We start from the raw sequence: 15,425 nt of genomic DNA on the forward strand, positions 1-15,425 counted from the left end.
GCTTTTCCTTGACGAACTGTTGTGTTTCCACTACATTCCTTGCATGAGCCCAGTGAGCCATCGCGAGGGAATGCCGATCCACAACCAGCTGAGAGTGCTCCGGGCAGAGCGCGGCCTCAGCAGGGTGGCGCTGGCCAAACTGGTGGAAGTGCACCCGCAGACCATCGGTGCCATCGAACGGGGCGACTACTTCCCGAGCCTCGACCTGGCGTTCCGGTTCAGCGACGTGTTCGAGCTTCCGATCGAAGCGATCTTCAGTCGCAAGCCCTTCGTCCCGCTGTCCGCCCAGCTGTACAACAAGGAGGAACGCTCGTGAGTCGGCAAGGTTCTGACGAGGCGGCGGGTCTGGTCCGCAACCCCACGTCCCCGGTGGCACTCGCGCTCTGCGCGCTGAGCGCGGCCATGGTGGTGCTGTCGCTCATCTCAGAGGGCAACGCGTTCTCCGACTCGTGGTGGCTCGTGGCCTTCGCCGTCTGGCTGCTGGTGTGGGGCGTACTGCGCTCGATGACCCGCGGTGTGGCCGAACGGCCGCTGAAGGGACTGGACGAACGCGAGCGCGGGCTGCGCGACCGGGTCTCCTTCATCGGATACCAATGCGCGGTCGGCGCCGGCATGGCCGTCGTCCTGCTCATGGTCGTCTTCCAGAACGAGCCCGTAATGATCGAGCGGATGCCCGCGCTGCTGACGACGCTGATGCTGACGTCATCGGCGCTGCCCTCCATCATCCTGGGGTTGTCCGGTGCGGGCGTCGGGGACGCCGAGGCGGATGACGACGAGTGACCCGGCCCCCGGAGACCGGTGCCGCGGCCCTCGTGCGGCAGGGCGGGTGCCCACCGATTGCGGCGGTGGGCACCCGCCCTGCTGCTCAGCGGGTCACGCGGTTCAGCAGGAGTGGTCGAACGTGTTGTCGACCGACACGGCCGAGACGGCGGACGCGGCGGAGATACAGGCCTGCGACGAGGTGGTGATCGTGATGGTGGCGCCCGGGGCCTCCACCGCCGGAACGATCTCGTCGGCGTCGGCGTAGGCGGAGTAGCCGCTGATGAGGGACTGGGTGTTCATCATGACTCCCGTTGGGTGACAGTGGAATTGATGGGTGACCGGATCGACAATTTCAGCAATCACGCTCTCCGGTCGGAACAGAACCATTCCCTGACCGACACCGCGATGGCAACGGGATTGGCCGCATGCGGACACTGGCCGCTATCGGTCAACGTTCTCCGTTGAGTGGGCACTTGACTCGTTCTATACTCGCCCGGGTGATTCGAAATCAGCTGCGCCGCCTGGTATTGGACAATGGTCTGCGGGTGCTGATGGCACCGAATCCCGTAGGCGCCTCGGTCGGCGTCGCGGTGCACTACGGCGTCGGTTTCCGGACCGAGCCCAAGGGACATACGGGCCTCGCGCACCTCTTCGAACACCTTGTGTTCCAGGGCGGTCGCCGTGCCGCACCCGAGGGTTATCTGCCCCGGGTACAGCGCGTCGGCGGTTCCGGCGACGCCAGGACCCGCCAGGATGTGACGGTTTACTACGCCACGGCCCCCGCCTCCGCACTGGAAATGCTGCTCGCACTCGAAGCGGATCGAATGCGCTCGCCTCACATTTCCGAACGAAATCTGCGCACGCAACTCGCGGTGATTGACGAAGAGATCCGCATCATGGTCCGCAATCGCCCTTACGGCGCTTTCCCCTGGGCGCTGCCGCGTGCCCTGCACAGTCGCGCGGAGAACGCCAGGGACGGGTACGGCGAAACCGTCGACCTGGCGGCATTCGACATCCCGCTGTGCGAGCGGTTCTTCGCCGACCACTACGGCCCGGGAAATGCTGTGGTGACGCTGACCGGTGCGTTCGACCCGGGGACGGCGGAGCGCCTCGTACGCAGGCACTTCGAGCCCCTGCCGGCACGTCCGCCGGTGGTCGCGCCGGACACGCACGAGCCGTTGCCGCGCGAGGAGCGGCGGCTGACCGTCGCCGACCCGCACGCCGGGGCGCCCGCGGTGGCCGTGGGCTACCGGATGCCGGATCCGGTCACCGAGCGCGCCGACTACCTCGCGCACCTCGTGCTGGCCGCCCTGCTCGGACAGGGCAGAGGGGCCCTGCTGCGCCGGGGGCCGACCGCTGCCGCCGAGGCGTCGAGCCTCTCGGTGGGCTGCGGTCTGTTCGGGCTGCCGCTGGACACGGCGGGGCCCGATCTGCTGACCCTGTTCGCCGTGCACGAGCACGAGAGGGGCGCCGAGGACGTCCTGGCCGCGCTGGACGGCACGCTGGAGGCGCTGGCGAGGGACGAGGTCGACGCCGGTCTGCTGCGTGCCACGACCACCCGCTGGGCCGCCGGGGCGCTGCGCGAGCTGGGCGACCCGGGCACCCGGGCGCAGTTGCTCGGCCTGCGCGAAACCCTTTTCGGCGAGGCCGAGTTGACGCAGGCGCTGCCGGAGCTGGTGCGGACCGGAGTGACCGGTGAACAGGTGAGCCGGGCCGCCGCCCGGCTCGCGTCCTCGCACCGGACGGTCGTGCGCTTCGTACCGGGACAGGCCGCGCCAGGGGGCGCCGCGCGGGAGGAGGCGGCATGACCGGAGGCGTGGTGGACGAGCACCGTATGCCGCTGCCCGACGTCGACATCACACTCGGCAACGGACTGCGGGTGGTGGTCTGTTCGGCCCCCGTCGTCCCCCTCGTCGAGATCCGGCTCACCATCCCGTACGCCGCGACGAGCCCCGGCGAGGTGGCGCTGTGCCAACTGCTGGCCGGGGTCCTGCCCCAAGGCACCGCGCACCGGGACGCGGACGGCTACGACGCGGCGCTCGCCGCGCACGGCGCCACCCTGAACTCCGCCGCGGACGCCCGCAAACTCACCGTCACCGGGCACACCATGGCCGGCGCCCTGCCGCCGGTACTCGCCCTGCTGGCCGAGTCCGTCCGCGCGCCGCGGCTGACGGAGGACGTCGTCCTCCCCGAACGCGCACGGCTGGCACGCCGCATCCGGCTGGCCACCCACCACCCGGCGGCCCTCGCCCAGCACGCGCTGCTGCGACGGCGCTACGGCGAGGAGACCGCCGCCCGCTGGCAGCCGACGCCCGAACTGGCCGCCGCCTGCACACCGGACGGCCTGGCGAAGCTGCACGCGCGGCACCTGGGGGCCGACGGCGCGGTGCTCGTACTGGTCGGGGACCTGCGGCCGGAGGAGGCCGTCGCCACGGTCACGGAAGTGTTCGGGCCATGGGAGGCGGGTCCCGAGGGTGACCTGCCCGAGGTGCCGCCGTGGTTCGCGGGCGGGCCGCTGCTCCGGGTGGACCGGCCCGGGTCCGTCCAGAGCGTGATCCGGCTGGCCGCCCCCGCGCTGCCCCGAACGGACCCGGGCTACCCGTCCCTGCACCTGGCCCAGCTGGTCTTCGGCGGGTCCTTCGCCTCCCGGCTGGTCACCCGGCTGCGCGAGGACAAGGGGTACGCCTATCAGCTCGGTTCGGGCGTGGAGTCGGTACCGGGAGCCTCGACGCTGATGGTCGAGGCCGACACCGCCGCCGAGCACACCGTGCCGGCCCTCGCGGTGCTCAGGGAAGAGCTGGAGCGCATGGCGGCCGAGCCGCCGTCGGTGGGGGAGGTCGACGCCGCCAGGAGCTACGCGGCCGGTTCCACCGCGACGGCGATGTCTTCACCGGGCGCGCTGGCGTCCGGTCTGGCGAACCTGCTGCACATCGGGGTCGGTTCCGGCTGGTTGCACAACTGGGGACCGCTGCTGGAGGACGTGCCGTACGACGCGGTCGCCGAGGCGGCCCGCCGGTTCTTCCGGCCCGCCGATTTCACGGGTGTGATCGTCGCCGACGAAGCGTCGGTGGCACCGCTGCGCCGGGGCGCCACCGACGAACTCGACTTCTGACGGTTTCCAGGGCTCCGACCGGCCGTCAGTCCCGGCTCTTCTTCACCCCCGCGACAACGGCGACGAGAACGGCGAGGCCGACGGCGATCCAGAGGGCGGTGCTCATGAGGTAACTCCTTTGTCAGGCAGCCAGGGAGGCCGGTTGGGTGGGTTCCGAGTAGGGGCGGGGGGATCGGGGCGCTAACGCAGCCGCAGCGCCTCGGCGAGCGGAACGCGGGAGCCGCTGCGCAGCACACTGCCCGCGTACATCCGTCCGGCGACGCGGGTCATCCCGGCCAGGGCGGCGACCGCCAGCACCAGGGAGAGGACGAGCTGCCAGACCGGCGCGATGCCGAGCAGTACGCGGGCCGGCATCAGGATCGGGCTGAGCGGCGGTACGAGCGACAGCCACTCGATCACCGGGTCGTGGGCGTCCTTGCTCAACAGGGAGATGCCCAGCACGAACGGCGCGGTGATGAGCAGCATCACCGGTTGCACCACCCCCTGGAGGTCCTCCTGCCGTGAGACCCGCGCGGCCGCCGCGGCCAGCATGGCGGCGAAGAGGAAGAAGCCGAGCAGGAACCAGACGCCCAGCGTCACCAGCGTCCCGCCCACGGCGGTCGGCAGGGTGATGGCTCCGGTGCCCTGGGCGAGCACCACCGCGGCTCCGCCGAGCAGCACGAGTTGGGTCAGGCCGACCACGGCCACACCGAGCAGTTTCCCGGCGAGCAGCTGCCAGGGGCGGATGGTGGAGAGGAGCAGCTCCACCACGCGGCTGGTCTTCTCCTCCACCACGCCCTGCGCCAGCATGATCCCGTAGAAGACGAAGAAGAAGTACAGCAGTCCGGTGGAGGAAAGGATCAGCGCGAACTGCTCGGCCGCGCTGTTCTCCGACGGTTCCAGCGCGTCGACCCGCACCGTGGACGATGCCACCCGCTCCCGGAACTCCACGGGGTCCACGCCCGCGCGCTCCAGTTCCCTGGTGGTGCGGTCCTCGGCGGCCGCGGCTCGCACCAGGGCCAGCAGGTCCTCGTCCGCCTCGCGTTCCACGGACAGGGTGAGCTGCCCATCGGTGTGACCGACCACGGCGGAGAGTTCCCCGTCGCGCAGGAGCCGGTCGGTGCGGTCGCCGTCGACGGCGACGAACTCGATGCCGCCCGCCTCTTCGGCCACCGCGGCGAGCACCGGGCGCATCGCCGCGGCCTCTCCCTCGACGCCGACCTTGGCCGGCCCGTCCTCGGAGGCGAAGATGATCAGTGCGTAGACGCCGAGTCCGAGCAACAGCCCCAGGGTGCTCAGCACGAAGGACTTCGTGCGCATCCGGCTGTTGATCTCCCGCCGGGCGACCAGGCCGACGGCGCGGCGGGCCGGTAAGTCCTGACCGCTCGCTTCGACCGGCGCTTCTCGCGCCGCCGTGCTCATCGCTCGCCGCCCTCGGTCCCGGGCGGGTCCGTTCTGGTGATCAGATCGCGGTACAGCTCGGTCAGCGGCGGGTGTTCGGACACGAAGGCGGAGACCGGCCCGGTGGCCAGCGCCGCGTGGAGCACCCGCTGGTCGTCCGCGCCCTTCGCCAGGCGGAGCCGGGTACGGGTGCCCTCGCGGCTCACGACCTCCACCCCCGCGAGCCCCGCGGCCCAGTCCTCGGCCGCGTTCGGGGCGTCGACCAGCAGTCGGCGATCGGCGTTCTCGCTGAGCTCCTCGACCGTCCCGCAGGCGATGAGCCGCCCGTCACCGACGATGCCGACCCGGTCGCAGACGCGCTCGACGAGCGACAGCTGATGGCTGGAGAACATGACGGGGACCCCGTCGGCCGCCCGTTCGGCGAGCACGTCACGCATGACGTCGACCGCCACCGGGTCGAGGCCGGAGAACGGCTCGTCGAGCACCAGCGCCTTCGGGCCGTGGACCAGCGCGGCGGCCAGCTGGACCCGCTGCTGGTTGCCGAGGCTCAGGTTCTGGACCTCCTCGGACGCGTACGGGGAGAGCGCCAGCCGCTCGATCCACCGGCCCGCCGCCGTCCGCGCGGCCGCGGGTGACAGGCCGTGCAGCTCGCCCAGGTACCTCAGGTGTTCGCCGACCTTCATCCGCGGATAGAGACCGCGCTCCTCGGGCATGTAACCGAACTGCCTGCGGGCGGCGAAGTCGACCGGACGGCCGAGCCACCGGACCTCTCCCGCGTCGGGTGTGAGGACTCCGAGGATGATCCGCATCGTGGTGGTCTTGCCCGCTCCGTTGCTTCCCACGAAGCCGAACAGCTCACCGGCGCGGATGTCGAAGGTCATGCCGTCGACGGCCTGACGTCTGCCGTAGCTCTTCCGCACGCCGTCGACCTCCAGCGCCCGCACAGCCATGTCGCGCACCTCCCGTGCAATGCGTTAACTCATTGGAGTATTGTGTTAACACATCACTTCGTCAAGCTATCTATACGCTTTGGCGCTCCACCACATAGACATGCTTCTCCGTCTGCTCCGTGACGGGGCCGCGGTCCCAGTCGGCCCAGCGGCCGGTCACCCGCAGTCCCGCGAGCCGGGCCATCACGTCGAACTCGGCGGGCCAGGCGTACCGGCTGACCTCCGGCACCTTCCGCAGGCCATCGGCGCCCATGATCGTGTGCACGACCAGGACGGACTGGAGCGACTGGTTCACCTGGATCGTGTCGATCAGCAGCGCGTCCGGCGCCAGATGGCCGACCCGGGTCGTCGCCTCGGTGAGCCGGTGGTACACCTGCGGGTTGTACGTCTCGAAGACCGCGACCCCGCCGTCCGCCAGCGCGTCGTGGATGCCGCGGAGGCAGCTGATCTGCTGCTCCTGGGTGGGCAGCATGAAGAAGGTGTTGAGTGCGGTGAGGACGAGGTCGTACCGCTCCCCGACGGCCAGCGCGCCGAAGTCGCCCACCGAAGTGGTGACAGCGCCCGTGGGGTCGTTCTCGTGGAGCTTCGCCAGCATCGCGGGGGACGCGTCCACGCCGTGCACCCGGTAGCCGTGCCCGGCCAGCGGGATCGCCAAGCGGCCGGTCCCCACTCCCAGTTCGAGCAGCGAGGCGGGTGCGGGGCACAGCTCCTGGAGGAAGGCGACCATGGAGTCGATGGCGGGGCCCGTGGCGGGGTACAGCGAGTCGTAGACGTCCGCGAGCGACTCCCCGTACGCGCTGCTCCCGGTCTGCCGGGGTGTTTCGGTGGTCATGGCTGCCTCCGTGAGTTGTCCGGTGCTTCCAGCTCCGCCCGCAGCCGGTCGGCCGCGGTCAGCACCACGGGAAAGGCCGCGGGCGCCCACGCCTCGCGCTTGCCCGTGGTCGTACTGCGGCCGGGATGAGGTGGCACGACGATCACGTTGCGCCGCGCGCCGAGCTTGGCGGCGTGTTCCGCGTACGCCGCGCTCTCCGCGCCACCGGGCGGCAGCGCGGGTGCCAGCGCGATCGCCGCACGCGTGCACTGAAGCGCGAGCAGAGAGGGCGAATCGCCCAGTCCGATGGCCAGTCTGGCCAGGTAGTTCAGCGTCGCCGGCAGCACCACGACCGCGTCCGGCCACTGCGCGAGGTCCACATGCCGGGCCCTCGGCTCCGGCTCGTCGGGCCACCGGTCCGCCAGCACGTCGCAGCCGCCGATGGCGACCAGCGCCTCCCGGGTGACGAACCTGGTGGCCGCCCCGGTCAGTACGTACCGCACCTCGGTTCCGGGGTGCCCGGCCTTCAGCCAGCTCGCCCAGAAGGGCAGATGGGCCGCGGTCACCGAACCCGTCCCGATCACCAGCAGGCGCCGCGCCCCCACTGGTTCGACCGCACCCCCGGTATCGGTCACCGGGCCGCCGTCCCGGCCACCGGCACGGGTGGCACCGGGCCGCTGTCGACCGCCCGCCTCGCCGGACCGCGCCGCAGCGACTGTCCGTGCACCAGCTCCTGATAGAGCGCGGAGCGCGTCAGCAGCTCCTCGTGCGTACCCCGGTCGACGATGTGTCCCTCGTCCACGACCACGATCAGATCGGCGTCCTGCACCGTGGAGATGCGGTGCGCGACCACGATCACCGCGCGTTCGGCCGCGAGGGTGCGCATCAGCACCCGCAGCCGCTCCTCGTTCTCGCTGTCGAGCTGCGAGGTCGGTTCGTCGAAGATGACGATGCGTGTGTCCCGCAGCAGGACGCGGGCGGCCGCCAGCCGCTGCCGCTGGCCTCCCGACAGGTCTTCGGCCCGTCCCAGTTCGGTGTCCAGACCGTCCGGCAGCGCTTCCACGGCGCCGCGCAGCGCCAGCGCCTCCAGCGCCCGCCACAGCTCCGCGTCCGGCAGGTCCTTCTCCTGCCCGAGCTGGAGGTTCTGCCGCACGGTGCCCTCGACGAGGGTGAAGCTCTGGTCGACGTAGTCGATCTCACCGCGCAGCTGGTGCAGGGGCCACCGCTCGACCGGCACCCCGCAGACGGAGATACGGCCCGAATCCGGCAGCAGGAAGCGCTCGGTGAGTCCGAGTAACGTCGTCTTTCCCGCCCCGGAAGGCCCGACGACGGCGGTGAGTCCGGTCGCGGGGGCGGCGAAGGCCGCCTCGTGGATGATGGTGCGCCCGCCGTCCGTGTAGGTGACCGCGTCGAACTCCACCGCGGGCGCGGTCGGTGACGGAACGACCGGAGAGTTCGCCCCGGAGCCTTCAGGGGCGATGGTGAGCACGCTGTTGAGACGTTGGCGGGCGGCCAGGCCGCTCTGCATCCGGGCCACGCCCGACACCAGCAGGGTCAGCGGCGAGACGAGTTGCAGCAGGTAGACGATGAAGGCGGCGAACTCGCCGATGCCCAGGTCCCCGGAGGAGAGCCGGGCACCGCTGGTGACCATCACCGCGATGATCGAGAGCTGTTGACCGAGCTGCATCGTGGGTCCGACCAGGGCGGTCATCCGCGCGACCGATACGGCGGCCTTGCGCGCGTCCTCGACGCTGTGGCCCAGCGAGGACGCCACCTGGCGTTCGGCGAGGAACGCCTTGACCGTGGGCAGCGACAGCACGGCCGCCGTCATCTGCTGCGACATCGTTCCGATGGCGTTCTGCTGGCGTTCCACACCACTGCGGATCGACCGTACGCACAGGAAGATGCCGACACCGGCGATCGTGAAGGTGGCCAGCACGACGATCAGCAGGACCCAGTCCAGCATGCCCATGGCGATCAGAGTGCCGACGGCCAGGAAGAGCGAGGACGGGAGCTGCGCCACACCGACGTCCACGACGGAGCGCAGTTGCGTGCTGTCGGAGTTGGCGCGGGCGACCAGATTGCCGGCTCCCTCACGCCGCACCCGCCGCAGCGGCAGGGTCAGGATGTGCGAGACGACGCGGAACCGTGCCTCGGCGACCAGGCCCTCACCGGCACGGGCGAGCAGGTAGGAGGAGAGCGCCGCCGCCAGCCCGGCGCCCACGGCGAGGCCCGCCATCATGAGCAGCGGACCGACGGGACGTTCGTCCTCGGCGAGGGCCATCACCAGATCGCGGACCTGGAGGGGGAGCACGAGGGTGGCGGCGGCGGAGAGCAGACTCAGCACCACGGCGGCGGCCACGGCGGCCTTGCGGCCCTCCAGAAGCTGGGTGAAGACACGCAGTTCACGGGTGTCTTCAGGGCGTGGTTCTCTGGCCATGGCGTGGGACCTCCTGCGGTGTGCGGTGACGTCCGGTCACCGTCGTCGGCGCGGCTGAGGGTTCAGGCGGCCCGGTGCCACGGCCAATCGGTCGAGTCGAGATTCCGGGCGGGGTCGGCGGGGTCCACGTTCGCCGCGACGCACGCCGCCGCCAGCTCGGCGGCCGTCGGGTGCTCGCGGCGCCGTTCCGCCGCGTCCACGAAGGCCCGCGCGACCACATGCGCCCGGTGTTCGCCGAAGCTCAGTCCACGCATGCCCGTACGGTCGTCCTTCGGCTCCCAGGCGGCCGTCACACCGGGCGCGATCACATGGGCGAACGCGGGAGCGGGCCCCTCCGGCAGGGCGGTGGCGAGAGCGGTTCCGGTCACCACGTCGACGACGTGCCAGGAGCGCGAACTGAGGTAGAGGACCATGCCGTCGTTGCGCGGCAGGCTCGCCGGATTCGAGATGATCTTCGCGCGATAGGTCGCGGAGCGGCTTTCCAGAGCGCTCAGTACCGCGTGCCACAGCTCCGGCGCCGCGTCAGGGTCGGCCACCCGCAGATAGAGCCGCAGCAGATCGCCACCGCCGGTGCGGCCCGTGCCGCTGTCCACGAGGAAGAAGCCGGGAGAGACGAACGGGCGGGCCGACGGGAGATTCATCGTCGCCACCGGGCGTCCGGGATCGCCCGCCAGCCGCCCGGTCTCCCGCGGCGTCACCGAGTCCGGGACGCCCACCCGGAGGCCGTCGATCTCCACGACCCGCCGTCCGGCGGCCGACCGCTGCCCGGTGAGGATCACCGCGGCGACCGTCTCCGGGTGGGGTGTCGCCTTCGCCAGTCGCGCCTCGAAGTCAGGCGCGCGCAGCGTCCTGGGCGGCTCGCGGTCCTTGACCCCGCGCCCGGTGTGCAGCACTTCGTACAGGGTGCGGGCGAGCACGAAGCGCATCGCGGACGCGGACTCGGCGGTCACCTCGTCGTCCCGTACCCAGGCCGTCCTGCCGTCCGGCGCGATCCGTACGTCCTCCAGCGTCTGACGGAGACCGGCCGAGAGCACCGGTCCCCTGTCCGCGGAAGGCGGCTCCGGCATGCGACCGGACGTGGCGATCTCTTCGATGTGCGTGCTCATGGGGCCTCCCCGAGTCCGACCGTGGAGACGAAGCTCCGCGGGTCGAGTAGCGCGGTCCTGCCGATGCCCGCCGCCGCCCGGACGATGGCCGACAGCCGGCCGCTCTCCCTGGTCGAGGCGATCAGCCGGTCGATCAGATGCCATCCGGCGTAGGACGTGGCACGCACCACGAGTCCGTCGTCGTCGGGGCCCCCGCCCTCGCGGTAACCGCGGTGGAACGCGGAGATCAGCGGCAGCACGCGGGCCAGTTCCCCGCTCCCGCGCGCCACGACGTCCTCGTGGGTGAGCGCGGGGGAGAACGCGTCGTCCGTCTCCTGCCCGGGAATCCGCAGCACCGCCCGGTGCAGCCACTCGCCGACGTACGCCCCGACATCGCGTGCCGGGTCGCCGAGCCTGAACTCTTCCCAGTCGTTGACGTAGAACGCGGTGTCGGTGAGCAGGAACTGATCCAGCCGCAGATCACCGTGGACGGGCACCCGTGCGACCCCGGCCTCGGTCGCCCGCAGCCGCTCCAGCTCTTCGAGCAGCGCGGCATCGCGCTGCAACAGCGCCCATGCTTGGACGAAGGCGCCGGTGGCGTTGACGTACATCTCCAGTGGCAGCGAGCGGAGGTCTTCGACCGGTGGGTAAGGGTGGGGGTCCGGCTCGGGGAAGTCCTCGGCCCGGAAGGGGAGTCGGTGCAACGCCGCCAGCGTGCGACCGGCCTCCGCCGACATGGCCTCGGTGAACTCCTGGTCAGCGGCGAGCTCGCTGCCGGACCTGACGTCGTCCAGCATCCGGAACACCAGCAGCCGCCGTTCCTCGTCGCCCCCGATGAACGCGGGGCGGGGGAAAGGCCGGGCGCCATCCTTCACCAGACGCTCGAACGCCAAGACCCTTCGGTAGCGTTTCAGGGATTCCTGGGCACTCCCCCTGAGCTGTTTCACGAATACCGAATTTCCGGTGTCCGTGATACCCGACCAGTTCTCGTTCCGGCCTGGATAGGAGTAGACGTCCGAGGCGCTCAGTGAACCTAACCCGAGCTGACTCAGCAGCTGTTCGACCGCCGCACTCACGGGAGTGTCGACAACCGACGCGGAAGACCGGACCTGGTACTTAATGTTTTCGCCTGCCACAGACGCTTTCTATCCTGGGCCGATGCCGCCGGACAACGAATTGTCCGGCATCGGCCACCAGTGGCAGGGGCGCACTGGATGCGGTACGGGATGACCGCTCGACGGACCGGCCCGTCATGGCGCCGGGGCGCGGCACCGCGGGGTGACTTCAGGTCAGATGATTCTTCGGCGCACAGCCCACACCACTGCCTCGATCGGGGTTTCCACATCGACGTGGTCGCATATCGACCGGAGTTTACGCCGGAGTGTGCGGTCGCTCATCTCCATGCGGCGGGCGACCTGCGCCATGGTGCAGCCCTGGGAGACAAGTTGAAGGATTCTCAAGTGATCGTTTCTCAATGCGACGTGGGGATCTCTCAAGGAACTACTTGAATTCACCTTACAACCTTATGATCGTCCGGCGGTGAGGCGCCGGATTCCGAGGCGATGAAAGGCTTGAGGGGACCTCGCCCCGAGGACAGAGAAGCACTGCTCACCCGGCCGCACGACCGTCCGGCGGGCGCAGATCAGGCACCGGGACAGGCGGAACCGGCTCCACGGCCCAGCAGAAAACCCCTGGAGGTCGGGCAGGGCTTCTGATAAATGGAGGGAATTCGCGAATTACTGCTCACCGAGCGGCCGCGATCGACCAGGTCTGCACCTGGGGGCCCTATCCGGCAGCGAAGTCCTCGAGCGAGGCGCCCTGATCAACTCGTCCAAAAAGCATGAACTTCCCCCTTGACTGAGACCACACCACTGCGCTGCACAGGCACGCGGCGGCCGCACCCGGAGGGCCGGCGATGAAGCGTCGGTCCATCTGGGGCACCAAACGTCCCGACAGTATATGAACCATCGGATCCACTTGATCAAGACTTTACCCATGTGATCGACGTCACACTGTGATCATTTTCGATGGAATTCGAGATTCCACATGTGCCGGACCAATTCCCCGAATTCCACCACCCAACGCCACACCTCTCGCCATTCACACGCGAAAGGGGCCGAGTTTACGCGTTGACCGTCGCCCATTCGCGCAAGAAATAGGTGCTCAGGCGGTCGGGGCCACCTTCTGGAGCTGCTTGACGGCCTGCACGAGCGGCGCCAGTTCCGGTTCTGCGGACGCCTGTTCGAGGGCTTCACTCAGGGCGGTGTTATGAGTGGGGCGGGCCTCTTCCAGCAGGCGGGCCCCCTTGTCGGTGACGTCGACGTAGATGCCGCGGCGGTCGGTGGGGCACAGGTAGCGCGAGAGCAGCCCGCGATCCTCCAGCCGGGTCACCAGCCGGGTGGTCGCGCTCTGGCTGAGCACGACGGAGTCGGCGACCTGACGCATCTGGAGGTGCCCGCCCTCCCCGTCGTGCTGGCGGCTGAGGACGTCCAGCAGGGAGTACTCGCGCGCGCTGAGGTCGTGACCGGCCTGGAGGGCGCGCTCGACGCGCCCCTCGATGCGGCCGTGCAGCAGCGAGAGGGCGCACCAGCCCTGCGCCAGGGCGGTCATCGCCGGATCGGTGGCAGCCATGGACCCACTATACCCGCGCTTGCATTAGTCGGCGTGTGCAACTATTGTCCATGCCTACAATCGCTCCCTGCGCACTATCGCCGCGCACGCTCTTCGCCCACATCAAAGGACCTCCCCATGCCCCTCGCACTGCTGGCCCTGGCCATCGGGGCCTTCGGAATCGGCACCACCGAATTCGTGATCATGGGCCTGCTGCCCCAGGTCGGCGCTGACCTCGGCGTCTCCGTGCCGACGGCCGGATACCTGGTCACGGGCTACGCCCTCGGCGTCATGGCCGGCGCCCCGGTCATGACCGCCCTCGGCACCAAGATCTCCCGCAAGAACATGCTCATGCTGCTCATGGGCCTGTTCATCCTCGGCAACACGATCTCGGCCCTCGCGCCCGTCTTCGCCGTCATGCTGACCGGCCGGGTGGTGGCCTCACTGGCCCACGGCGCGTTCTTCGGCATCGGCGCGGTCGTGGCCGCCGAGCTGGTGGCCCCCGAGAAGAAGGCCGGGGCGATCTCGATGATGTTCACCGGCCTCACCGTGGCCAACGTCGTCGGCGTCCCGCTCGGCACCTTCGTGGGCCAGAGCGCGGGCTGGCGCGTCACCTTCCTGATCGTCGCCGCCCTCGGCGTGCTCGGCCTGGCCGGGGTCGCCCTGCTGGTGCCCGACGTCCCCAAGCCGGAGGGGGTACGGCTGCGGCACGAGGCGGCCGCGTTCAAGGACGCACAGGTCGTCCTGGCCATGGTGATGACCGTGCTCGGCTTCGGAGGTGTGTTCGCCGCGATCACCTACATCGCGCCGATGGCCACCGAGGTCGGCGGCTTCGCGGAGTCCTCCGTCACCTGGCTCCTGGTCGTCTTCGGCGTCGGCATGGTCACGGGCAACCTCATCGGCGGGCGGTTCGCGGACCGCAAGCTCATGCCGATGCTCTTCACCGCGCTCGGCGGACTGGCGCTGGTCCTGCTCCTGTTCACCGTCCTCGCCTCGGGCAAGGCGACGACGGTCGCGGCGGTCTTCCTGATCGGCGCGCTCGGGTTCGCCACCGTCCCGCCGCTCCAGAAGCGCGTCCTGGACCACGCCCACGGCGCACCGACGCTGGCCTCGGCCGTCAACATCGGCGCGTTCAACCTGGGCAACGCGCTGGCCGCCTGGCTCGGCGGCCTCGTCATCTCCGGCGGCCTCGGCTACACCGCGCCGAACGCCGTGGGCGCCGCCCTGGCCGCCTCCGCCCTGGTGCTGGCCGTCGTCTCCCACCGCCTGGAACTGCGCACCGGCTCGCGCGTCGCGGCCTCCGGCCCGCCGTCCGGCACGGCGCGGGTCACGGCCGACGCGCGGAGCGCGTCCGGCGCGCCGGACGCGGCAGACGCGGCAGACGCGGCAGACAGGGCGGAAGCCGAGCGCGTCGTCTCCTGACCCTCCCCCGCACGTCCCGTGCGCCAACCCCCCGCTTACAGAAGGGCTCTGCCATGCAGATCGATCTCTCCGGCCGGACCGCGCTGGTGACCGGCTCCACCCAGGGCATCGGGGCGGCCATCGCCACCGGCCTCGCCCGCGCGGGCGCCCACGTCGTCGTCAACGGCCGCGGCGCGGAGCGCGTCGAGCGGACCGTCCGGGCCATCCGCGCCGAGACCGGCAACGAGCACGTCACGGGCGCCGTGGGGGACCTGGCGACCGAGGACGGCACCCGCGCCGTCCTCGAAGCCGTCCCGCGGGTGGACATCCTCGTCAACAACCTCGGCATCTTCGGCTCCGCGCCCCCGCTGGAGATCGACGACGCCGAGTGGCGCCGGTACTTCGAGGTCAACGTCCTCTCCGCGGTACGCCTCATCCGCGCCTACCTGCCCGGCATGAAGGAGCGGGGCTGGGGGCGGGTGCTCAACCTCGCCAGCGACTCGGCCGTGGTGATTCCGACGGAGATGATCCACTACGGCATGACGAAGACCTCGCTGCTCGCCGTCAGCCGCGGATTCGCCAAGGAGGCCGCCGGTACCGGAGTCACCGTCAACTCCGTGATCGCCGGGCCGACTCACACCGGCGGCGTCGAGGGGTTCGTCCGCGAACTCGTCGGCGACGAGCTGCCCTGGGACGAGGCACAGCGCGAGTTCATGGTGAAGTACCGCCCGCAGTCGCTGATCCAGCGCCTCATCGAGCCCGAGGAGATCGCCCACCTCGTGGTCTACCTCGCCTCGCCGTACGCCTCCGCCACCACCGGCGGCGCCGTACGCGTGGACGGTGGTTACGTCGACTCGATCCTCCCCTGAATCTC

General features: G+C 70.4%; 15 protein-coding genes. 6 read left to right on the forward strand and 9 right to left on the reverse strand.

From position 1 onward, the window contains the following. The first annotated feature begins 43 nt into the window (after positions 1-43). Together ACH4TL_RS03830 and ACH4TL_RS03835 are read left to right on the forward strand one after the other, a co-directional pair. Positions 44-316 (forward strand): helix-turn-helix transcriptional regulator, encoded by a 273-nt coding sequence (locus ACH4TL_RS03830; RefSeq protein ID WP_398312652.1) that lies wholly within the window; start codon positions 44-46, stop codon positions 314-316. Further along, complete coding sequence (locus ACH4TL_RS03835; RefSeq protein WP_398312649.1) at positions 313-780, forward strand: hypothetical protein; 468 nt, start codon at positions 313-315, stop codon at positions 778-780. Before ACH4TL_RS03830 ends, ACH4TL_RS03835 begins: the two co-directional genes overlap by 4 nt. A 102-nt stretch (positions 781-882) precedes the next feature. Here the strand turns inward: ACH4TL_RS03835 and ACH4TL_RS03840 are convergent, their stop codons facing one another. After that, a complete protein-coding gene (locus ACH4TL_RS03840; RefSeq protein ID WP_398312646.1) occupies positions 883-1,065 on the reverse strand; it encodes an LxmA leader domain family RiPP in 183 nt (60 codons plus the stop codon). A 194-nt stretch (positions 1,066-1,259) separates the two neighbouring features. On the opposite strand from ACH4TL_RS03840, the gene ACH4TL_RS03845 reads away from it, so the two are divergent. Beyond that, positions 1,260-2,570, forward strand: coding sequence for a M16 family metallopeptidase (locus ACH4TL_RS03845; RefSeq protein ID WP_398312643.1), 1,311 nt, complete (start codon positions 1,260-1,262; stop codon positions 2,568-2,570). Continuing rightward, positions 2,567-3,874 (forward strand): M16 family metallopeptidase, encoded by a 1,308-nt coding sequence (locus ACH4TL_RS03850; protein ID WP_398312640.1) that lies wholly within the window; start codon positions 2,567-2,569, stop codon positions 3,872-3,874. Before ACH4TL_RS03845 ends, ACH4TL_RS03850 begins: the two co-directional genes overlap by 4 nt. 180 nt (positions 3,875-4,054) lie before the next feature. Here the strand turns inward: ACH4TL_RS03850 and ACH4TL_RS03855 are convergent, their stop codons facing one another. The 8 genes from ACH4TL_RS03855 to ACH4TL_RS03890 all read right to left on the reverse strand — a co-directional run bounded on the left by ACH4TL_RS03855 (position 4,055) and on the right by ACH4TL_RS03890 (position 13,171). Further along, on the reverse strand, positions 4,055-5,275 hold the full coding sequence (locus tag ACH4TL_RS03855) for an ABC transporter permease (RefSeq protein WP_398312637.1): 1,221 nt from the start codon (positions 5,273-5,275) through the stop codon (positions 4,055-4,057). Beyond that, the gene (locus ACH4TL_RS03860) at positions 5,272-6,204 is read right to left on the reverse strand and encodes an ABC transporter ATP-binding protein (protein ID WP_398312634.1); all 933 of its coding nucleotides are present in this window, start codon (positions 6,202-6,204) and stop codon (positions 5,272-5,274) included. Before ACH4TL_RS03860 ends, ACH4TL_RS03855 begins: the two co-directional genes overlap by 4 nt. Positions 6,205-6,274: 70 nt before the next feature. Then, positions 6,275-7,036, reverse strand: coding sequence for a class I SAM-dependent methyltransferase (locus tag ACH4TL_RS03865; protein WP_398312631.1), 762 nt, complete (start codon positions 7,034-7,036; stop codon positions 6,275-6,277). Then, positions 7,033-7,650: a flavoprotein gene (locus tag ACH4TL_RS03870; RefSeq protein ID WP_398312628.1), complete on the reverse strand. Its 618-nt coding sequence runs from the start codon at positions 7,648-7,650 to the stop codon at positions 7,033-7,035. The genes ACH4TL_RS03865 and ACH4TL_RS03870 overlap by 4 nt, the downstream gene beginning before the upstream one ends. Beyond that, the gene (locus ACH4TL_RS03875) at positions 7,647-9,455 is read right to left on the reverse strand and encodes an ABC transporter ATP-binding protein (RefSeq protein WP_398312625.1); all 1,809 of its coding nucleotides are present in this window, start codon (positions 9,453-9,455) and stop codon (positions 7,647-7,649) included. Before ACH4TL_RS03875 ends, ACH4TL_RS03870 begins: the two co-directional genes overlap by 4 nt. 62 nt (positions 9,456-9,517) lie before the next feature. Next, a complete protein-coding gene (locus ACH4TL_RS03880) occupies positions 9,518-10,561 on the reverse strand; it encodes a T3SS effector HopA1 family protein (RefSeq protein WP_398312622.1) in 1,044 nt (347 codons plus the stop codon). After that, positions 10,558-11,676 carry a class V lanthionine synthetase subunit LxmK gene (gene lxmK, locus ACH4TL_RS03885; protein WP_398425143.1) on the reverse strand — a complete coding sequence of 373 codons (1,119 nt, stop codon included), beginning with the start codon at positions 11,674-11,676 and terminating at the stop codon, positions 10,558-10,560. Before lxmK ends, ACH4TL_RS03880 begins: the two co-directional genes overlap by 4 nt. Positions 11,677-12,703: 1,027 nt before the next feature. After that, a complete protein-coding gene (locus tag ACH4TL_RS03890) occupies positions 12,704-13,171 on the reverse strand; it encodes a MarR family winged helix-turn-helix transcriptional regulator (protein WP_398312616.1) in 468 nt (155 codons plus the stop codon). A gap of 117 nt (positions 13,172-13,288) precedes the next feature. Here ACH4TL_RS03890 and ACH4TL_RS03895 point away from each other — a divergent pair, with 117 nt between their 5' ends. Both ACH4TL_RS03895 and ACH4TL_RS03900 read left to right on the forward strand, forming a co-directional pair. Next, positions 13,289-14,572 carry an MFS transporter gene (locus ACH4TL_RS03895; RefSeq protein ID WP_398312613.1) on the forward strand — a complete coding sequence of 428 codons (1,284 nt, stop codon included), beginning with the start codon at positions 13,289-13,291 and terminating at the stop codon, positions 14,570-14,572. 53 nt (positions 14,573-14,625) lie between these two features. Beyond that, a complete protein-coding gene (locus tag ACH4TL_RS03900; protein ID WP_398312610.1) occupies positions 14,626-15,420 on the forward strand; it encodes an SDR family NAD(P)-dependent oxidoreductase in 795 nt (264 codons plus the stop codon). The last annotated feature ends 5 nt before the right edge of the window (positions 15,421-15,425 follow it).

This window comes from Streptomyces sp. NPDC021115 (assembly GCF_044333065.1).
GTDB lineage: Bacteria > Actinomycetota > Actinomycetes > Streptomycetales > Streptomycetaceae > Streptomyces.